The organism is Ohessyouella blattaphilus (assembly GCF_024721265.1).
Classification (GTDB): domain Bacteria; phylum Bacillota; class Clostridia; order Lachnospirales; family Lachnospiraceae; genus Aequitasia; species Aequitasia blattaphilus_A.
In genome coordinates this window covers 1-2530 of the sequence record NZ_JAMXOC010000060.1, presented here as the reverse complement: position 1 = coordinate 2530, position 2530 = coordinate 1, and the positions used below count along the sequence as shown (strand labels likewise).

At 41.8% G+C, this 2530-nt stretch carries 4 protein-coding genes; all 4 read left to right on the top strand.

Annotated features, from left to right (window positions below; translation table 11 throughout):
* Nucleotides 1–217 (top strand): hypothetical protein (locus tag NHH16_RS15250; RefSeq protein ID WP_262070451.1); only part of this gene is annotated, 217 nt, incomplete at its 5' end.
* A 49-nt stretch (nt 218–266) separates the two neighbouring features.
* A complete protein-coding gene (locus NHH16_RS15245) occupies nt 267–644 on the top strand; it encodes a hypothetical protein (RefSeq protein WP_262070450.1) in 378 nt (125 codons plus the stop codon).
* Nucleotides 616–1977 carry a relaxase/mobilization nuclease domain-containing protein gene (locus NHH16_RS15240; protein ID WP_262070449.1) on the top strand — a complete coding sequence of 454 codons (1362 nt, stop codon included), beginning with the start codon at nt 616–618 and terminating at the stop codon, nt 1975–1977. The genes NHH16_RS15245 and NHH16_RS15240 overlap by 29 nt, the downstream gene beginning before the upstream one ends.
* A gap of 2 nt (nt 1978–1979) precedes the next feature.
* Nucleotides 1980–2530 (top strand): hypothetical protein (locus NHH16_RS15235; protein ID WP_262070448.1); only part of this gene is annotated, 551 nt, incomplete at its 3' end.

The window sequence follows — 2530 nt, the reverse complement described above, 5'->3', positions numbered from 1 at the left end:
GTTAAAACAAGAGGTCTCAGAGTTTAAGGGGGAGTTAATAGATTTAAAATCCATGGTAGCAAGTCTTAAGGAAGATATTGGGAGGATAGACATTTCTAGTTTGGTGACAGAAGGTAAAAGAAATCTTAAAACAGAGTTGGCCGAAGAACGCCGTCAACTAACACGAGACGAAATCGACGAGCTATTGCTTTTTGGAGATTTAGAATCGGAGCTGTAGGTAGAGAGCTGAAAAGGTTCTCTTTTTTTATGCAGAAAGGAGGGTCTAGATGGCAAGAAAGGAAACCCTTATTATTCGCTTAACAAGCAAAGAGAAAAAGCGTCTTCAGGAATTAGCTGGTCTTGATAATAAGAGTAAGACCCAGTCAGGATCCGCTAATCTAAGTGCTTATGTTAGAACCAAAGTCCTTTCGATGTCTCAGGAGTATGAAGCAGAGGAAACAAGGGAACTTATCTATCAGATCCGAAAGCTTAGTACAGCTCTTCGGTTTCTCGTTAACAGAATTAACAGGGGATCCGATAGGGAGCATGATAGGGAAGCTCTTATAACAGAGCTATCCTATTTTTGTACGAAGCTTGAGGAATACCAGAAGCGGATAGAAGGAAAGGAGAACGTGTATGGCGGTAACAAAGATAATGCATCTTAAGCAGTCATCACATCTTTATAACAGCCTTGTTTACATCTTAGAGCCAAGCAAAACCAGTGGCAGCTTGTGGGTAGGCGGCAATTCGGGAAATGAGCCTGAGGAAATCTACAATCACTTTATGAGAACCAAAAAAATGTACGAAAAGCTAGATGGGCGCAAAGCCTATCATTATGTTATATCTTTTGCACCAGGAGAAGTAGATGAAGAAAAGGCTTATGAGGTTATTCGGGATTTTTGCGAAGCGTTTTTAGGTGATCATTACGATTATGTCTTTGCCATTCATAATGATCATGCCCATATTCATGGTCACATAAGCTTTAATTCGGTCTCCCGGACCAGTGGCTATAAGTATCAATACCGAAAGGGGGACTGGGAAAAACATATTCAGCCAATTACAGATATGGTTTGTCGAAAGCATGGACTAAAAGAACTGAGCTATGAAAAAGAACGAGTAGGTAGACACTATGCAGAGCATCTAGCTGAAAAAAGAGGACGTCCCACTTGGAAAACGATTATTAAGGACGATATCAATTACGCTGCCAGTAAAGCAAGCGACTTTTCGGAGTACCTTCAGGAGATGAAAAAGCTAGGGTATACGCTTCGCATGGGGAATTCTCGTTCTGAGGGTGAGTACATTACTTACTACGCTCCCGGAAGTGAGAAAGGCCGTCGCGATTTTCGCTTAGGAGAAGAGTATAAGATTGCAGGAATTAAAAAGAAGATTGCTCAAGTGGAGCTAGCGTATCGTCCCAATTACACGCCGACGCTAAACAGGGCAAGGGTTATGTCTCTTGCCAGAACACAAAGAAAACTATCACGCTATCAAGTGAGAAAAGTAGGGAATTTGTTTCGGTTGGCCAACTTTAGAACTCTTTCTAGATATGACAAAAAGAACCATCAAGTCCGAAGGGAATTGCTTAAGGTGGATAAGTTTCAAGAAGAATGTAGGTATATTATTCGTAATCATATCCGGGCGCCAACGGCTATGAAAGAGCGCCTGGCGATTGTCTTGGATCAGGAGCGACTCTTAAAGGAGAAGGAACATAATCTAAAAGCTATTCTTGGAGAGCCGGAAGCCTTAAGATACAAATCCTTAGTAAGATTACTGGAAGGTGTTTCTAGGGAAGATGATCAGGCAGAAGAGGTGATTGATGAGTTAGAGGCGCTTGAAGAGAAGGTTTCTTATGATTTACTTTTAGATAACCTTGCAGAGGTTCAGAACCAGTTAAACGATGTAAGGAAGGAGAAAGCGATTGTTCGGCGACTAAGTAAAGAAGGTGCGGAAAATAAAGTTAGAGAAATGCTTGTTACACCAGTGCTCGAAAGGAGGTAGGTTTGAGCAAACGAGTAGAAGATATTAAGGACGTCCAGTTAACTGTTGCCCAAGGTCTAGGAGTTACGGATAAAGGACGAGAGTTATTGGAAGAAATAGCCCAGTGGCAGTTAAGACACGAATGTCTTATATCACTATTAGATGCGGTACCAATTGACAGTATCAAAGAGACAGTCGAAAAAGGTGCTGGTGCAGAAGGGATCAAAGTTCTTAGACGTAATCACTTGCGGGAGCAGCTAGTCAACTTAGAACCACTAGGGATTAAACTAAAAGAGCTAGAAAAAGAAGTAGAGGGTATGAGTAAGGAAAGCGGCATAATCAGGGAGGTGATTGAAACAAAATTTGAGTCCGCGTATGCTCAGCAGCAGGCCGCGCAAAAGGAAGCCTTGAAAGCAAAGGATCAGGTCATTGACCTGCTAAGGGGTCAGTTAGAAGAAGTAAAGAATAGGAAGACAATCCATGTATCACAACCACTTAAGTTAAGAGAAGGTAAAAAGTCAAAGGCCCAAGGAAAGGGTCTTTTTTCATACCTTAAAAAGGCGGAAGCAGAGCA

Bases quoted from the DNA above. Each gene is read 5' to 3' on its own strand.
- NHH16_RS15245 (WP_262070450.1), top strand. From the start codon at position 267: ATGGCAAGAAAGGAAACCCTTATTATTCGCTTAACAAGCAAAGAGAAA.
- NHH16_RS15240 (WP_262070449.1), top strand. From the start codon at position 616: ATGGCGGTAACAAAGATAATGCATCTTAAGCAGTCATCACATCTTTAT.